The sequence below is a fragment of the Sulfolobus acidocaldarius SUSAZ genome (assembly GCA_000508305.1).
In the GTDB taxonomy this organism is placed as follows: domain Archaea; phylum Thermoproteota; class Thermoprotei_A; order Sulfolobales; family Sulfolobaceae; genus Sulfolobus; species Sulfolobus acidocaldarius_A.
Map to the genome: position 1 here is coordinate 945,269 of CP006977.1, position 16,338 is coordinate 961,606.

Below are 16,338 nucleotides of genomic sequence, written 5' to 3' on the forward strand. Positions count from 1 at the left end.
CAGATTTAATACAAGGAATGAAAAATAGGAGTTATCCTGTTCAAATTGTAATAACCGCTTAATGCATATTTTTACTCAAATGTTGAAATAAATTGTTAAACTCATTATCCCTTATTCGGTCTCCTTATTACCTCAAATTTACTTTTATTTACTCCTGATGAAATCTTCAGATTACCATTTTCATGGAGAATTTGAGTACCGTCACCTAATTCTATCTTTCCGTTATTCCCATAGACATTTAGTGTAATTAAACCATTTCCATAGGGTACAACTGAGTTGTACCTCAAAAATAATGGAAAATCATGGTCACTCTCTATCCAGTTCTTCCCCTCATATTCTTCATCAGTCCACCAGTTTAACCACTTCCCTTCAGGTAGATAGATCAGCCTTTTGCCTTCCTTGGTTATTTGCGGAGCATAAAGCAAATATTCTCCTACCATATACTGGTCATTTATCTTAAAGGCATTTTCGTCCCTGAAGTAATGATAAGCCAAAGGTCTTATAATCGGATGACCTGTTTTGGAGGACTCTCTGGCTAATGCATTCAGGTATGGTAGGAACTGATATCTCATCTTAATTACTCTCTTAATTTTTTCCTTCCAGTAATCTGGTATTGAGTAAATTTCTTGATCACTCCCCCCTTTATCCTTATGATTTCTGAAAATGGGGAAGAACAGTGCAATCTGGAAATACCTGTATAACAAGAGGTAATCAGTTGTCCTACCTATGAATCCTCCTAGATCACAACCCACATATGGCACACCTGAAATTGACAGACCGAGAGTTAATGCGAGTTGAAGAGTTAAATCACTCCAACTTGTAGTGTTATCACCTGTCCATATAGCAGCATACCTCTGTATTCCTGAGTAGCCAGCTCTACTCAGAACAAAATCTACGGATGGCTTAGTAGCCATTGCTTGAAAGAGAGAATATAGATTATGAACACTCTCATGGTACACCTGTGAATTATCATCTAGTCTATGAATAGCTCTAGGATTGAAGGGCTTTTTATTAAGAGGAGAAGGTTCATTCATGTCCAACCAAATTCCATCTATGTTGTTCTCTTTGACCCATCTCTCAACCAGGTTTCTCCACCACTCTCTCGTCTCAGAATTCAGAAAGTCAGGAAATACAGACAAGCCTGGCCATAGTATATCTGCGTATATAGTTCCGTCCTCATTCTCCACATAGTTACCTAACCCATCCTTAAATACATAATAGTTCTGATCTAACCTCACACAAGGGTCAACTATAGTTACAACCTTAACTCCTAAGGAGTGAAGTTTTTCAATCAATTCCTTAGGAGATGGAAATTTTGCTTTATCCCATGTAAACAGTCTGTACTTTTCCATATAATCTATGTCGAGATAGATTGCAGACAAGGGTATATCCTCTTCAAGGTGTCTCCTTACCACTTCCTCTACTGTCTCTTGCGGATAATAGGAGTATCTACTTATCTGGTAACCTAAAGCCCATTCAGGAAGTTCAAATGGTTTTCCCGTTAATTCGACATACTGCTCAATTACCTCTTGTATGGAATCTCCCTCAAAGACAAAAAATTCAACACTCTCCTCAGGAATTTTTACTATAATTTTGTCGTATCTCTCTAACCCTATGTCGAAAACTAGTTTTGAGGGACTATTAAAGAAATATCCTCGTATTGAACTATCCACAAGGATAAAAAACGGTATGCTAACGTACAGTGGGTCAGAATACCAAGTATAACCATAAGAGTCTGTATTCCACATGGTAACTCTAATTCTTCTTCTGTCAAGCTCAAACGCTTTTTCACCGAGTCCAAGAACGTGGGTCTTTGTATTCAACGGCAGAAGGACGCTTATGGAATGACTTGTAGTATCTTTTGCTATTTCAATGTCTGATGGTATCATTTCTGATTGATCTGCCTTAAAATTAAACTTCATAACTGGATTAGGGTTGTTTATGAGTACCCTTACTACCTTTCCTTTTCTCTCTACTTTAATCTCCACATTATGCTAATTGATTCTCTAATTTAAATAGTTATCACTATATCAAAATTTTTACTACAATTCATTATTAATTAAGATTTGGAGAGAAAAAAAGATTTAAAAATTCTAACAGAGCTTTTATATATAGATGTTTGAAGTCAATGATGAGTTTATAGATGCCCTTACAGTATTGGGAATCTCGAAGAAAGAAGCTTTAGTTTTTGCCTATCTAACTTATAAAGGAGGAGCTACTGCTAAAGAGATGATATCTGATCTTTACATACATCAGCCTCAGCTTTACAATATACTTTTGTCCCTAGAGAGGAAAGGTCTAATATATGTTCAGAACAGTAAGCCGAAATTCTATATCCCAGCAAGGTTAAACATAGTATTGGAAAAGATAGATCAAGAGCAGACAAAGAGAAAACATGTTATTCTGGAACAAATGAAAAAGCTTGAAACTAATCACAGGAAATCACAGGGAATGATGTGGATGACAAAGAGCACCGAAAACGTATTAAACAACTGTATCTCTGTGATTACCGGCACTAAAAATGAGTTATACGTCGAAATTCCTAATAACTACCTTCAGAAGTTAATCAGCTACATTATTAAGGTTGCAGAATCAGGAGTGAAAACTTATCTAAATATTTATCCTAATGTGGATGAGTTTCTAGTAAACAAGTTATTGGAAAGTAAAGTGATGGAAGTGAAGGTACATTCATTGGGACACTTTTTCTTGGTATCTGCTGATGCTGAGGAAAGTGTGTTTATGCCGAGAGTCATGAGCCTCTCAACGAATCCTAACATTTACAGTTATGTCTTTAGAGACTCGACAATGAGTCTTTTCTTCATTCATTACTACTTTGAAGGATGGAGGACATCTAGGACTGTTTACAGGAAAGCTGTGACACAAAGTGATTTCCCTATGATATTTAGTGCCCATAGATTTGCCACATGGGAGATTATGAAGGCTAAGGAGCAGGGATTAAGATTGAAGGTAAAGGTGGATGGTGTAATAACAAGGACAGGAGAAAATGTCGAGTTATTTGGTTATCCCAATAACGTAAATATCAGCAGTGAAGTGATTAATTTCGAATTAGTAGAGGAAAGGAGTGGTAGAAGCTACCTCATAGGAGGAGATAATGCACTCGTGGAAGACGTCTCAGCCGAAAAAATAGAAGTTTATATTCAATAAAAAAGGTTTTTTACCTTATATTTTTAGAAATGTATTATACTATTTCAGGAACCTTCTTACAGTAAGACCTAATACTGGAACTATTAGAGCTCCTGCTATTACAATCAACGTTAACATGGAGGGGTTACTGCCATCGCTATCCACACTATAACTATGTATAAGGAAGCCATAACTAGATAATGGTATAGGTGAAGCCCCTACATCTTGTGGTGTTACAGGAGAGTATAGGTAAATGTTCACATTATTTGTAGATTTGGGCAAATTAACACTTATATCATTTCTCCCTGGACTTAGTACTATATTATAACTTGTGTTATAATTCCCTGAGGATACTACTAACACTAGGTTTAGGGTGTAGTTGAGCCCGTTCATGAATTTTAATTTAAGCTTATGACCGTCTATATTTCCATTCATTAAGGTCACTTTGGAAAACATTTGGTTCACTGTATTAATTATGGCGTTAGTGTAGTTTAGTGCTTGATACATAAACCACGAAGGACCATTTGATGGAGGACCTGTTTGCCATGTCCAATCACTACCTTCAGCTACATACAGGTAGTTCCATAAGGTTGCTATTGGATTTGTAGAGTTTGGAGATATTGATGGTGGTAGATTAACTACTGGAGACAAATTCAAGCCTATTGCTTTAGTTAACGCAACTAGATATTCTCTTGCAGTTGCGACACTCTTCCAGATCTCTATTTTACCTAGATTTCCGTTATTCCAATAGTTCAGATTCAGATTCCATGAGGTTTCGGGCAAATTAGTTATTACACTGTATGGCTTATGGGTCGCTATAGCTTGACTTGCTGTTTGTGTAATTAACCAACTTCCCTGATACTGAGAGAGTGCTTGATAGATTGCATTCAAATCCTGAGGTCCTGTAGATGGATTAAATATGAGTGGGTTCTCGCCATCAAAAGCCACAGTAACCACACCTCCTGGGTTATTCATGTATATCATGGCTAATTCTTGGATTAGTTGTTGTGCAGTAAGCTGAGGAGGCTGACTAAAGAACTGAAAACTAAACTGATTAGACAATGCAGTGTCCCTAAATAGAACTATTGCACTTTGTCCTAAGCTATTCAATACTTCAAATGGTTGATATGGACTTGTATTTCCACTTACTACTGTAACATAAGGAAGATAAGCATCTTGATCCAGTATGGTATATTTAATACCAGTCTGATTATATAACGTTATTAAGCCCATGTTGAAAGCCTGTTCAGGTGTCCATGTTCCTGAGGGGCTCACATTAAATACTTGTTTAGTCATTTGGATACCCATAAGTATTTGAGCCAAATCATCACTCCACCAACCATTATCAAGTATTATTGGCTGTAATGGGTGATAGAAGGGTACAGTTAACACTTCTACTTTACCCTCATGTGCTAAACTCCTGTAAAGATTTAGAGTATAGTTTACAGCCTGTATATCATGTGTAACATTTACATTAATTCCACTTGCGAATTTTGGATTGCTCTGGGATAGAATAGTCAACCATTGATATAACAGGACTGGAGTAAAATCTATTGTGACGCTTACATTATACTTATTAATTAATAACGCTTGTAATTCATAAGCTCCTACTAGGCTGGAATTCCAATAAAAGTCTTGACCAGTGTGAATCCATACCCAGGGCTGTTCCCAGACTCCTTGAGGGGACAGATATAACGGCTGATGCATGTTCCATACTATTACTAGACTAATGGGTCTTTTACCAGTAGTGTTAAGAACAATTAGTTGTGGCAAATTGAAAGTTCCCTGTAGTGAGTTGGAATAGTATAGATTAACAACAGGATTATAGACACCTTGACTGAAAGAGGCGGTAAATGGAAGAGTTATGTTATTCTGTCCCGGATTCAGGGTTATTCCGTTATACGATAGTTGATCGTTCTGAATATTCACTACAATATTTACATTTACAGGACTGTTAAGCTTGTTGTCTACAGTCAAGAATATTTTACCATTCTGGTTAACCGTATATACATACTTATCGTAGTTCCCACCAGTAATCGTTAAAAAGGTATAAATAACCTGAATAGCAAAGTTCTGCCCATTATTACTATAGTATTTGTTCTCAGTGAGATCATGATACACCCACTGAACCCATGTCCCGTTAGGGAATGGGCCTATGACTGCAGTATAATTGCCCCACAGAGGATTATATACCATACTAACATCAGTAATATTGCTCCAAGGCAACCCTGTTTGTGGTCCTGATGCAATTCCATAGTGAACCACAATATTATCTGGTGCTCTTCCTATAGTCGTAATTAATATTGAACCATTACCAAGAACAGTAGCATAAGTAATCCCCACCACTGGTGGATTTACCTCTAAATTCCAGTTCCAGAACGGATGATTATCATAGTTTATCCATGTATTTGTAGTGTTATCGTGGAAAACCCATCCAATCCAAGTCCCATTCTGAAAAGGACCTATTGTTGCAGAGAAGTTATTCCCGTTCCAAGTCATTGGTGTATCATACACTTGAGTCCACGATGACTGGGGTCCAGGTTGTATTCCCCAGTGTAATATAACATCGTCACTGCTGGGTAGTCCAGATAGATATATTGTGACATATCCATTTGATGTGACATTAAAGTTAACACTGACATTTCCAGTTTGCGCTAGAGCTAGTACAGACAAGATGGATATTACGAATATACTTAGCACTAGGACTACTTTCATAAATAAAAATAGATATTCAAGTTTATAAATTTTTCGGCGTAATTATTTTAATCATATAAAAAATATTACAAAACAAAAATAAAGCCTTACTTACCTCCTGACAGGGAATATACGTTCCTAATGTACTTTTGAAAGGCTATGAATATAGCCATAATTGGTACACCCATAATTACAGAGAACGCCGCAAAAACATTGTACAAGGTTGAGTGATTTGTTATTGCCAAATAGTACATCCCTAATGTTAAGGTCCACATATTCCCTGAGGTTATGAAAGCATTTGCCAGTGCATAATCAGTGTAGGCACCTAAAAAGGCAAGTAACATTATGAAGGCAACTATTGGTTTTGTCATTGGTAAAAGTACTCTTATATATGCTCTAAATCTTGAAAGACCGTCAACCATTGCAGCCTCCTCATACTCAGGAGGTATAGTATCTATGAATATTTTAACTAGATAAGCACCGAAAATAGATGTACCAGATGAATAAGCAAGGATCAGACCATAATACGTGTTTATCAAATGCAAAGAAGCAAACATTACATATAACGGTATCACAGTAGCCACAGACGGTAAGAAAGTTAGTATGTAGAGGAAAACGATTAGAGCCTTCTTTCCTGGAACGTTCAATCTAGATAAAGCAGCCCCAGTCAAAAAGGCTACTAATACAGATATAATTATTGTACCTAAAGCCATGATGAGACTATTTCTTAACCAGACAAAGAAGGGCTCCTGGAACAAAATACCATAATAAGCATTCAAACTTATTTTGCTAGGCAGGAGAGAGCCTAGACTTACAGAAGCCAATGAGGGGATATCGTTTAATGAAGTGATTACTATATAGTAAATTGGAAATATTGAAATTATTGCCATTACAGTTAAAACTAAATACGATATTGCCAATCTAATTATCTTACCTAATGTCCTCTTGTTACCGACCCTCTGCACTATCCCCTCCCCTCCAATATTCTCGAATACCTGAACATAATAACGGCCATAATTGCAAGTATGATCGTACTTATTATGGAGTATGCTGAAGCAAGCGCGTACTGGTTATAGTCAAACGCCTCCTGGTAAGAATAAACGATCAGTATATCCGTAGACGTTCCAGGACCTCCTCCTGTGAGTATAAATACGGGATAAAAGTTATTCCAGGTGAATATGAAACCACTTACCCCAACAAATACTAATGTACTCTTCATCATTGGTAATGTTATTTTACCGAACCTTGTCAACATACCTGCTCCGTCAACCTCAGCTATTTCATACAGCTCTCTGGGGATGCTCTGCAATGCTGACAGAAAAATAGAGGTATAATAAGGAAAAGATAACCATACATTAGTCAGAATGAGTGCCACCCAAGCATATGTGGTATTGTTAAGCCAATTTACTGGAGCTATTCCTATTAAACCTATTATCTTATTTATTATACCGTAAGAGTAGTCCCACATCCCTGACCAAATAAGCAAGGATATATATGCTGGAAATGCCCATGGTATTAGAAAAGTCGAGAAGAAAACATTCTTAAATTTCAGGTCACTTTGATTTAGTATTAATGCTAGGAAGAAACCTAATATCATCATTGGTATTAGGCTCCCTATGGTCCAAATTGCCGTATTTTTGAGTAGTTCAACAAAATAAAAGTTAGGATTAGTTAAGATATTAATATAATTTTTAAAACCAATATAGGAATACTGGAAGAAATGAAATAGGCTGAAATTCGTGAACGAAATATATACAGCGTAAGCAACTGGATACAAGAATAGGAACAGAACTATTGCGATTATGGGAAGAAGGTAAAAATAGTTAAAAATTCCTTGTCTTTTACCCACTTATTATCACCTAGTACAAGACATCTGGTATAGCTAAAATAAAGTCTGGGTAGTATCCATTAGTCTGCATCTGCTGTATCATGGTTGATTCCATTTCTTGTGCAGCCTGCTGAGCCGTTATTTGACCTGCATAGTACTCAGTGACGTATTCATGGAAGGTGTTCCAATAGAAACTCATTTGTGGAATATTGGGGAACTTCTGTCCATAGTTAGCCTGTTCAAATATCCCTGCCATTATACTGCCGAGATAAGAGGGTGTTATGTTTCCTGCTTTCAATTGAGCAAGAGCTTGATTATAACTAGCGAGATATGCAGGTATATCCCCTGCTATGTTCCATAAGTTCATTTCTGCCTTATAGCCAGTGACGAACTGGATGAACAGAAGTGCAGCTTGTATTTGCTGTGGAGTGGCACCGCTAGCTTGTGGACTAGATATGACCCAACCCGTAGATCCTATAAATGGTGCTGCTCTTAACCCTGTTTGGCTTACAATTGGTAATGGTGCTGCTCCTAAATTAGAGCCTAGTGCACTAACGTACTTCTGTAGATCCCATGGTCCATCAAATATTATGGCAGCCTTACCGCTGGTAAATAACTGTTGTTCTAATGTCGTTGAAATGCCTTGCGGATTAACTCCCATCACATAAGTTAAGTTGTACCAGAACTGTAGAGCATTAACCATCGCAGTGGAGTTCAATTCAGGAATGCCTTGACTATTAAATATCTGACCGCCAAAACCAGCAAACCATGCAGCAAATCTATAACCATATTCTTGACCCATACCATAGGCTATCCCCCACACGTTGTAAGTCTTATTCACGTTTAACGCAATATTCATTAACTGTGCAGTTGTATTTGGAGGATATGGTACATATTTCTTGTTGTAGAACATGACAATATAGTTGACGTTGTCAGGAAGCCCATAGATTTTGCCACTTAGGTTGAAGTTATTGATCGCTATAGGTAGATATTCACTGAATACGCTGGAATTGAGATACTGAGAGAGATTTAGTAACAATCCGGCAGCAAATAATTTACCAGCATCATCACTGGAATCCCTATATACTATTGGGGCTTGACCTGCTTTTGCTGCGGAGGCGAAGTTAGAGGTGGCGATTCCTACACCATAAGTGACTTGAACGTGAATCCACGGATACTGTTGCTCAAAAGCAGCTAAAGTCTGATTGAATGCTCCATCCTCTGATGGGCTATATGTATCCCACACAGTTATAGTTACTGGCGTTTGCGACGAAGTGGAAGATACACTACTACTCGAAGAACTTGAGGATGCGCTAGAAGTTGAAGAAATACTACTGGATGATGCGCTAGAAGTTGAAGAAATACTACTGGATGATGATCTACCCATCAGCAGATATACGCCGACTCCTATTACGATTATTAAAACCACTACAACAACTATTATTATTTGGGTATTAGATACTCCTCCTTTTTTCCTTCTCTTGTAATTTTTGTTCATCGGATTAACTTAAACACGTAATTATTTATAAACTTAATATATATATAAAATATTTAGGGTCTAAACTTAAGGACGCCTCCGTTGAACATGTCAACTTAAGTATTATAAGATGTAGATTACGAAATGATATTAGTATTATTAATTAGCCTTTATTTAATTTACTTAAATTTATTTCTAGTTTCCAGTAAAATTTTTAAACCACAATGAGTAGGGTAAAAAAGATAAGCGTGCAATCATCGGCATTTCTCCAACTATCAGATATATGGAAATCATTTAGAATCAAAAAACAGGTTATTGAAGTTCTCAAAGGGGTCTCCTTAGATGTGAATAAAGGGGAATTTGTGGTAATATTAGGTCCGTCAGGAGAAGGCAAAACCACACTTCTCAGAATAATATCAGGGCTTGAGGTACAGGATAAAGGTGAGGTTTACATTGACGGAGAAAGGGTCGATAATATTCCACCTAAAGACAGAAACGTAGCTATGGTATTCCAAAACTACGCCATATACCCATTTATGTCAGTCTTTGATAATATAGCCTTTCCTCTAAAACTCAAAAAACTACCCAAGCAAGAGATAACAAAAAAGGTCAGGGAGGTAGCCGAATTATTGCAGATAGAAAAGCTCCTTGATAGAAAACCTTACCAGTTGTCGGGTGGACAAAAGCAAAGAGTAGCTATTGCACGTGCGCTAGTCAAAGGTGCGCAACTACTATTGATGGATGAACCTTTAGCTAATCTTGATGCACAGATAAGGATGATAGCAAGAGAGGAATTAAAAGAACTTCAGAGAAAATTAGGATTCACTGTAGTATATGTGACACACGATCAGACTGAAGCCCTTGCCCTAGCCGACAGAGTAGCATTACTTAGAAAGGGTGTACTTCAGGCATATGATAAACCCATGAAGTTGTTTAAGAGACCTAATAATATATGGGTAGCATCATTTCTAGGCAATCCACCTATGAATTTACTTAAAGTAAAGGTTGATGAAGGTGCAGTCTTATTAGATGAGTATAAGATTGAAGTTCCCTCGGAAATTTCGGAGAAACTGAAGGGTAGAAGTGAAGTTATCATGGGTATAAGACCAGAAGATATAGATATAGGAGGGAAAATTAAAGGAAGCGTGGAATTAACTGAGCCTCTAGGTCTTTTCTCTGTGATACATGTAAAAATACGTGAGGATGAAATAAGGGTAGTCACAAATTCATCAAGCTCTTACGTTAAAGGCGACACTATACAGTTAGCCATTTCAGGGAATAAAGCTCTATTTTTCGATGAAAGTACAGGGGAGTTAATAACATAGTGAATCTTGTGATGATTAGCCATGGTAAGGTATTAAACTAAAAATGCTTAGTAAAAAAATAACCTTTAACCTTCCATAAAATTGTTTTGCACTTATTCAAAGCAAATTTTACTGCTAAACAGTAAATATTACGTTAAATGTGAATAAGACTTAGATTGTCATAAGATCTATTAATTTCTTAGCTAAAGCAAATTATTCTCAGTTATTAAGTCTTCTTGTAATTCATCATGATGAATCGGACGAAACTGTACCTAATGCATAATATACGACGACATTTAAGAAGAGAAATCAAAAAATGTTTAAAAAAGGCTAACTTATTTACTAAAATTGATTCCTTAGTCAGATCCTGTTCCACAACCACAGTACCCAAACTCGTCAATCTCCAGACCACATACAGGACATGAGTTTAAATCACTTGCTTCTATCCTCATGTTCGAGAGATTATCCAAATCCACTAACGCTTTCACTAAATCCCTTATTGAAACAATACCGTGAACCTTATCGCCCTCAACTACCGGTAGGTGTCTAAATCCGTTGTCCACCATTGTTTTCAAAGCAGTATAAATATCAGTGCCTATTTTTACTCCTTTGACCTCTCTGCTCATATAATCTCCTACTGTTGCATCAAAATTACCATCTGCAAATGCTTTAACTACATCTCTTTCTGTTATTATTCCAACTACTTCCTCATTGGCATTTACCACTACTAATGCTCCTATATTATGGTTTCTCATTTCTCTAGTTGCCCTCAAAAGACTATCATTTTCTCTTACCACAAGGACGGGCTTACTTATATACGTTTTTAATTCTGATAGCATAAGTATATACTTGCTTAAATCATTTAAAAATATAAATAAGTAATCTCTGAATAAAGATACCTTAAACTACATTTTAACTTTTTAAAAATATGTTGAAACATAATAAAATAACCATAATTATAATTTTACATTCCCCTTAAACAGTTCCTCGTGTAACGCCTGGTTTACATGTTAACTTCCTATATATTATGCATACTAAATTAGAAAATTTTAAAATCATAACGAGCAAATGTTATTTAACGTTAAACACAATCTCTAATAATTGCTTGGAATTCCTATAACGCCAATAATCTCGTATTATCTGACCTACTTCTCCAGTAGTGTTTGTGTGAGATTTATTACATGCATTTATGTTCCAATCATCTATAATGACAATGTTTAATTGTGAAACCTCAGAAGGTACAGGAAAGAGATCATATATCTGGTCACCATATTTCCTTTCTGCCTGAACCCTATCAAGAACTTCAGTCCTTATTAATACATTTTCCTGGACTTTCTTATTAGCCAAGTTGAATATTTCAGTGATCTCCTCATCGGAAGGTTTTCTCTCAAACTTAACAGTTAGCCTACCGTGATCATCTTGGGTGTAAACACTAGCTGTCCACTTTGCTCCTAGAACCTTGACTACAGCTCCTTTAAGGACATGAAGGGCAGTGTGCGTCCTTACCTCTATCACAGAATCTATTAGTAAATTTAATGATAATAAGTTTTCATGAATACTATTATGGACAACAAAACCTTTCAGACCTAACTTAGCTTTAGGCTAATCTTTTTCTTCTCAGCCTTCCAGTCAACTGTTATAGGTCCTAAACCACGTTTACTTCTTAAATAGTTATAAGCTGACAATGCAGCCTTAACACCCTCAGCAGCTGCTATAACTGCCTGCTTGTAAGGAGTTTGTGTGACATCTCCAGCCGCAAAAACTCCTTCCCTACTTGTCCTGCCAAATTCGTCTACAATCACCTCTCCCTTATCATTTAATTCTAGAAATCCTTTCAGAAAATCAGTATTTAAAACATACCCCATTTCAATTATAACTCCTTCTACCCTCAGCTTTGTTGTTTCTCCCCCTTTATTGATAACCACTTCTTCCACTTTTCCGTTACCGTTTATCTGAAGAACTTTAGATGATGTGAAGATCTTGATGTTTGAGTTAGATATAATTTTCTTTATCAATTCCCCGTCTCCTGATAATTGTCCTGAAGAGGTAACGTAATATGCCGGAATAGCATGTTTGGAAAGTATCTCAATCGCCTCTAATCCTGGCTCTCCTTCACCGATTACCATAGCAGGTTTTCCCTTAAAAAAAGCAGCGTCGCAAATAGCACAGTAGGAGACTCCCTTACCTTTGAACTCTTGTTCTCCTGGGACATTTAACTCCCTCGGAGTCTTACCAAATGCTAAGATTATGGTCTTAGACTGATAAACATCATGAATCCCATTGACTATGAAAATTTCACCTTCTTGACTTATCTTTTTAACCTCCTCTCCTAAGACAAACTCAGTGTTAAATCTCCTGGCTTGCGTATATATCTTCTGAGATAAACCTAAACCACTTATACTTTCGATTCCAGGATAATTTTCAATAAGGTCTGTTAGGGTGAGTTGACCTCCTAGATCTTTAGACAACACTAAGGTAGATAATTTTTGTCTAGCTGAGTATAAAGCTGCACTTAAACCAGCTATACCACCGCCAATTATTATTGTATCATACACTTTGTTGGTGTTCATATATTTCTTTTTAACTAAATATAATAAAAAGTTAACTTATACTAAAGCAAGGTTGTACAAAAATTTTGCCGACCGCCTCTCAATTTTTCTGGTGATTAGAGAAAATTAAACATGTCTTTTTATTACCTCAAACACATATCACATAGTATGGAAGTAGCAACTTTAGGTGGAGGCTGTTTCTGGTGTACCGAAGCGGTCTTTAAGAGAGTCAAGGGAGTGATAAGTGTAAAACCAGGTTATTCCGGTGGAAAAGTTCCAAATCCAACTTATGAGGAAGTATGCACAGATGAGACTGGACACGCTGAGGTAATCCAGATAACCTTCGATCCCTCAATTATCACATATAGGGAATTACTTGAGATATTTTTTGAAATTCATGATCCAACTACGCCCAATAGACAAGGTAATGATGTAGGCTCTCAGTACAGATCAATAATACTCTATCATAGTGAAGAGCAGAAGAAGACTGCTGAAGAGATGATAAGGATCTATGAGAAAAAGTTAGGCAAAAAGATCGTTACTGAGTTAGTACCTTTTGAAGCATTTTATGAGGCTGAGGATTATCATCATGACTTTTACGACAAGCACAGGAATTATCCTTACTGCAAATTAGTTATTGACCCTAAAGTGAAGAAATTTATGAAAAACTTCCCAGATAAGGCTTCAATAAGAATTCAATGAAAGGATTATTACAAATGCGATATTTATAAATAGATTCCTTAATAGACTATAACTACATCTCGATAAAAATTTTAATCTTTTGATCTTACACTCCTCTCATTTACCATATTTATTAATTTATCGACACTGAACTATTAAAATATTCTGGGTATAAGCTTTTATATACATAAGAGTAGTGGATAGCAATTCAAAAATATTCATTGATTGAAAATTGTACTAAAACCGCCGGTTTAAGGAGATCTAGATGTTGAAAAAACTACAAAATGATAGTCTAGTAGGTTCAGGTCTTAGCAGTTTTTTAATTAATTGTAACAAATTATATAATATTATAATAGAGTAGGTAAGTAGACCTGGATTACTAATAGATTAGGGGTTGACTATTAAAAGCCTCAATTTTCTACCAACTATTTTCATGTAATAATATTTAAATACATGCAAATTGAAAAACTCTATACTTAAACTTTTAAAAAATACTCCTGGAAGGAATGGGACTGACAAGAGCAAATAGTTTTTATCTATATATTCTAAAAATTAAAGTAAAAATGATTTTTATAGTTGGAAATTTTCTAGTTTCTTGCAATTGTGTACTATTATATAAGTATTGGTGAAGATTTAGCGTTTTGTAAAATTACGGGAAGAAGATTTTGTACGCTTTTCAAACGTTAAAACTATTCTACAGTATAAATAGCAGGAAGGAAATAACACAGGAGACGTAGCTATCAGTCAACATCCTGTATAGTTAGTGTATTTTTATATCAATTTAGTTTAAAAAAGACTATTATTTTCACGTATTTAAAAACCTCTGTTTTATCATTAAGAATGTCTTCCATGAACAAGAGAGTCTTTGACATACTAAGAGAATTAGACTCTGTCGTTGACTTCTCCAGGGCAAAACTACAGTGGGATATATTAATTATATTAGCAACCAAAGGACCCTCATCAACAACAGAAATCTCACAAACAATAAACACAAGCAGAAAATCCATAATAGACGCAATAAGAAAACTAATTGACAAAGAACTAGTGGCAAGAGTAAAACATGATATTTATGAGCTAACGGATAAGGGCAAGGAACTTCTAAACAAAGTCGATTCGATATTAGGTCTAGAAATAAAGAATAATAACACTCATGATGGTCAAAATATGAATGATAATAGTTTAGTTTCAGAGAACTTCTCTCAGTATTTCTACCTAATTACATTATTCAAGATGATTATAACTAATCATGATGGGTTAAACCTAGATAAAGTAGCTCAAGAACTAGGAGTTTCGAGGCAAACACTTAAGTATTATCTTGAACTTTTTGAGGAGAAGAAGCTACTGAAAGTTATAAGCAAAAAGAATTACTTTAAGAAGACTATCTATAAGTGTATGTTGATGAGTGAAGGAAGGAGAATATTATTTAAGCTACCTGAATTTATGAAGATGAAAACCAATCTTCCACTTAAAATCATTTTAAGACTAACAAATAGCTACACTCTTGAAGCAGCTAACCTTAAGGTTATGGGATTTATAGTAATCTCAGTACCATTACTTATGTACTTTAGGAATGAGTTAGATCTATTTGAACTGCCTTGGTTATGTATAGTAATATTCTTAGCACTTCTAAGTATATTTTCCCAGATCCTTAACAGATGACTCCTTTTAATAATCTCATTTTGTGGAAGACAATTTCACTCACCTTAGTAAAATTCAATCTCATTCCAATGAACTTGCCTTAAAAATACTTTTCCACATAGAGAAAATTCAATTTAAATCAAAATAACAAAATTGTTGTCCACACATGTTAACCTAATATAAAAGATAGAATAGTTTAAAAGCTAGTAATTTCATATAATTACTTGCATAAATTACACCAGATGAAATTAAAATGGTACGAGGTGTTAACTAGTGGAAATTAGGACTCTTCACAGGAGAATTTTTTCATTACTAGTAGTAAAAGCTATGTTAATGTCGTTTATATTATTGATATCATCGGCAATAATTCTCACATCCTTTTTTAACTATATACAGATAGCCCTAATAGTTTTGGGAGTAGTTTTAGTTTTACTCTCGTTATTCTCTCCGAAAGTATCTTATATATCTTCGACCTACTTAATAGGTGTAACAGCTTATTTTAACATGGGATTTTCACTCGTTCAGTCCCTAATAAATATAGTACCTATTATAGGAGAAATAAACCTGTTAAATCAACTACTAAAGACGCCAACAACCACAATAATATCTAGCCTTTTCTCACTAGCATTGTTAAATTTAGGCATAAAAGGTTATGAAATGTATTTGAATAAACATGCTGATATTGTGAAGTTAGATTCCATAATTTTCTCCCAACACGGTCTTCCTAAACAGGCTAGCTGGAATATTGTTGTTAATTCTGAGGTGAAGTTCATTAAGTCAAACGAAAAGCTCATATTAAACAATACACCAGAAGCGAAATATGAACTTTGCCCAGTATTGGTAGACAATGAATATTACGTGCCTAACAAAGTGACAGGTTTAGCCTTTGAGGGAGAGGTTATAAGGATTAATTACTCTCCAGTTGATGGTATACCATATGAGAAATTCAGAAACTGCTTTACGGTTTTTGAGGTTGAAGGACTACCTCCAGATACCAGCTTTGTAATTGAAATTAATGGTACG

At 35.6% G+C, this 16,338-nt stretch carries 12 protein-coding genes; 4 read left to right on the plus strand and 8 right to left on the minus strand.

Features of this window, described 5'->3' with window-relative positions; translation table 11 throughout:
• Nucleotides 1-104: 104 nt before the first annotated feature.
• A complete protein-coding gene (locus tag SUSAZ_05520) occupies nt 105-1,988 on the minus strand; it encodes an alpha-glucosidase (GenBank protein AHC51460.1) in 1,884 nt (627 codons plus the stop codon).
• A gap of 127 nt (nt 1,989-2,115) precedes the next feature.
• On the opposite strand from SUSAZ_05520, the gene SUSAZ_05525 reads away from it, so the two are divergent.
• Nucleotides 2,116-3,165 carry a hypothetical protein gene (locus SUSAZ_05525; protein AHC52507.1) on the plus strand — a complete coding sequence of 350 codons (1,050 nt, stop codon included), beginning with the start codon at nt 2,116-2,118 and terminating at the stop codon, nt 3,163-3,165.
• 39 nt (nt 3,166-3,204) lie between these two features.
• Here SUSAZ_05525 and SUSAZ_05530 read toward each other — a convergent pair whose 3' ends face one another.
• The 4 genes from SUSAZ_05530 to SUSAZ_05545 all read right to left on the minus strand — a co-directional run bounded on the left by SUSAZ_05530 (nt 3,205) and on the right by SUSAZ_05545 (nt 9,164).
• Complete coding sequence (locus tag SUSAZ_05530) at nt 3,205-5,859, minus strand: glycoside hydrolase (protein ID AHC51461.1); 2,655 nt, start codon at nt 5,857-5,859, stop codon at nt 3,205-3,207.
• A gap of 86 nt (nt 5,860-5,945) precedes the next feature.
• Nucleotides 5,946-6,803, minus strand: a complete 858-nt coding sequence (locus tag SUSAZ_05535) for a sugar ABC transporter permease (protein AHC51462.1) — start codon at nt 6,801-6,803, stop codon at nt 5,946-5,948.
• On the minus strand, nt 6,803-7,687 hold the full coding sequence (locus SUSAZ_05540; GenBank protein ID AHC51463.1) for a sugar ABC transporter permease: 885 nt from the start codon (nt 7,685-7,687) through the stop codon (nt 6,803-6,805). Before SUSAZ_05540 ends, SUSAZ_05535 begins: the two co-directional genes overlap by 1 nt.
• A 10-nt stretch (nt 7,688-7,697) precedes the next feature.
• Nucleotides 7,698-9,164, minus strand: a complete 1,467-nt coding sequence (locus SUSAZ_05545) for a sugar ABC transporter substrate-binding protein (protein ID AHC51464.1) — start codon at nt 9,162-9,164, stop codon at nt 7,698-7,700.
• 203 nt (nt 9,165-9,367) lie between these two features.
• Here SUSAZ_05545 and SUSAZ_05550 point away from each other — a divergent pair, with 203 nt between their 5' ends.
• A complete protein-coding gene (locus SUSAZ_05550; GenBank protein AHC51465.1) occupies nt 9,368-10,468 on the plus strand; it encodes an ABC transporter in 1,101 nt (366 codons plus the stop codon).
• Between the two features lie 335 nt (nt 10,469-10,803).
• On the opposite strand, the gene SUSAZ_05555 is transcribed toward SUSAZ_05550, so the two are convergent.
• The 3 genes from SUSAZ_05555 to SUSAZ_05565 all read right to left on the minus strand — a co-directional run bounded on the left by SUSAZ_05555 (nt 10,804) and on the right by SUSAZ_05565 (nt 13,017).
• On the minus strand, nt 10,804-11,286 hold the full coding sequence (locus tag SUSAZ_05555) for a hypothetical protein (protein AHC51466.1): 483 nt from the start codon (nt 11,284-11,286) through the stop codon (nt 10,804-10,806).
• 232 nt (nt 11,287-11,518) lie between these two features.
• The gene (locus SUSAZ_05560; GenBank protein AHC51467.1) at nt 11,519-11,962 is read right to left on the minus strand and encodes an alanyl-tRNA editing protein AlaX; all 444 of its coding nucleotides are present in this window, start codon (nt 11,960-11,962) and stop codon (nt 11,519-11,521) included.
• 71 nt (nt 11,963-12,033) lie between these two features.
• Nucleotides 12,034-13,017, minus strand: coding sequence for a thioredoxin reductase (locus tag SUSAZ_05565; protein ID AHC51468.1), 984 nt, complete (start codon nt 13,015-13,017; stop codon nt 12,034-12,036).
• 147 nt (nt 13,018-13,164) lie between these two features.
• On the opposite strand from SUSAZ_05565, the gene SUSAZ_05570 reads away from it, so the two are divergent.
• Both SUSAZ_05570 and SUSAZ_05575 read left to right on the plus strand, forming a co-directional pair.
• On the plus strand, nt 13,165-13,698 hold the full coding sequence (locus SUSAZ_05570; GenBank protein AHC51469.1) for a methionine sulfoxide reductase A: 534 nt from the start codon (nt 13,165-13,167) through the stop codon (nt 13,696-13,698).
• An 828-nt stretch (nt 13,699-14,526) separates the two neighbouring features.
• Complete coding sequence (locus SUSAZ_05575; protein ID AHC51470.1) at nt 14,527-15,336, plus strand: MarR family transcriptional regulator; 810 nt, start codon at nt 14,527-14,529, stop codon at nt 15,334-15,336.
• Nucleotides 15,337-16,338: the final 1,002 nt, after the last annotated feature.